Source organism: Microcoleus sp. AT3-A2, assembly GCF_036705685.1.
Taxonomy (GTDB): Bacteria; Cyanobacteriota; Cyanobacteriia; order Cyanobacteriales; family Microcoleaceae; genus Microcoleus.
Genome location: NZ_JAUBVF010000154.1, coordinates 1 through 1,575 on the forward strand (window position 1 = coordinate 1; position 1,575 = coordinate 1,575).

1 protein-coding gene and 1 pseudogene are annotated in these 1,575 nt (G+C 37.8%); both read left to right on the forward strand.

All coding sequences use genetic code 11. The annotated features are described in order from the left end of the window. Positions 1–55: 55 nt before the first annotated feature. A pseudogene (locus QUB37_RS29610) lies at positions 56–824 on the forward strand (ISAs1 family transposase); the annotation flags it as partial. A 336-nt stretch (positions 825–1,160) separates the two neighbouring features. Beyond that, positions 1,161–1,505 (forward strand): transposase, encoded by a 345-nt coding sequence (locus tag QUB37_RS29615; protein WP_333168800.1) that lies wholly within the window; start codon positions 1,161–1,163, stop codon positions 1,503–1,505. The last annotated feature ends 70 nt before the right edge of the window (positions 1,506–1,575 follow it).

Sequence of the window (1,575 nt, forward strand, 5' to 3'; positions counted from 1 at the left end):
TCTCTTGTTTCATCTGTAGAAAAAATTCTTAAAGAATTTGGAGATAATTATGTAATTAATTTTGCTTAACTACTTAGCCGTGATAGCCGGAGCCGGCAGGGTGGGAAGACATGGAAAATTATGGAATCAGTAAGCTTACCTGGTTACAAAAGTTTTTAAAGTTACCCAATGGCATCCCAAGTGACGATACATTCCGTCGGGTCTTTGAAAAGCTAGAGCCAAAAATTTTAGAGCAAAAATTGCGAACATGGATGAACCAATTAATCGGGTCCGTTGCTCAAGAAGTGAGCCCGATTGATGGAAAAAGCCTGAGAGGGTCTTATGACCGAACAAAAGGGGTAAAAAACTTACATTTAGTGACGGCATGGGCGAGTGAACATCGGTTAGTCTTGGGACAAGTCAAAGTTGAAGACCATTCAAATGAAATCACAGCCATCCCGGCATTGTTGGAATTAATTGACATCACCGGAGCCATTATTACGATTGATGCGATGGGGACACAAACCGAGATTGTTCGGTTGATTCGTCAGAAAAAAGCCGATTATGTAGTCACTTTAAAAAGTAATCATCCAACTCTTTATAATCAAGTTAAAACCTGGTTTGAGATGGCAAAATCTCAACAGTTTGAGGGAATTGAAGTGAGTCAGGATTCCCGAACAGAAAAGGGACATCATCGCGTCGAAATTAGAAAAGTTTGGGTGGTGCCAGTGGCCGCATTAGGAGGACTTTATAAACAAGAACAATGGACAGATATTCAGACTATTGTTTGTGTAGAACTAGTCCGTCATCTTTGGAACAAAACGACTCACGAAGTACAGTTTTACCAGAAGTGTTGAATGATAGGAAAAGATTGCTAAAATTGGGCGAGCAATGTATAATTGCAGAGTTATAAATTATTACTAATCAACTGAAATGCTATTTTCTAACTTCCCCAAAATTGTCAGACGGTATCTCGCCCATTTACCCAAAGATGATTATCCTGTTTTAGATAGCTTCACATTTGTCTCCTGCTGGCTAGGGTTTAGTTTTGACCAAAGTCTGGATACTATGCGTTCGCTATTTTCCCGTTTAAACAGTCGAGATATTTCCCTAGATACATCAACTTTTTTCAAGGCTAGTAAGCATAGAGATATTGGTGTTTTCATAAAATATTTGAAAGATTGCAAGCGGATATAAAACGTCAATTAATTAACAAAGATAGGATGAGTTTATTCCATTTAGATTCCACGATAGTTACGTTAACAAGTAAATTACTATGGCAACAGGAATACCATCAAGTAAAACTATTTGCGGGAACGGACAATAAACCGGGAATAATTGATGGAGTCCAGATTCATTTTGGTCAAGGTCATGACAGTCAGTATGGAGATGAAACCATACCAGCCACACCTCAAAATGGAGTCGCTGTAATGGACAGAGGTTTTTCTAGTTCTGAACGCGTTCAAGCATTAATGAAAAAAGAAAATCAATATTTTGTACTACGAATTAAGAATAATTATAAGTAGGTCGGTATAAAAAAACCAAGGTAAGTAAAGAAATGTTAACAAGCGGAATTGGAGCTGAATTTAAAGCGAT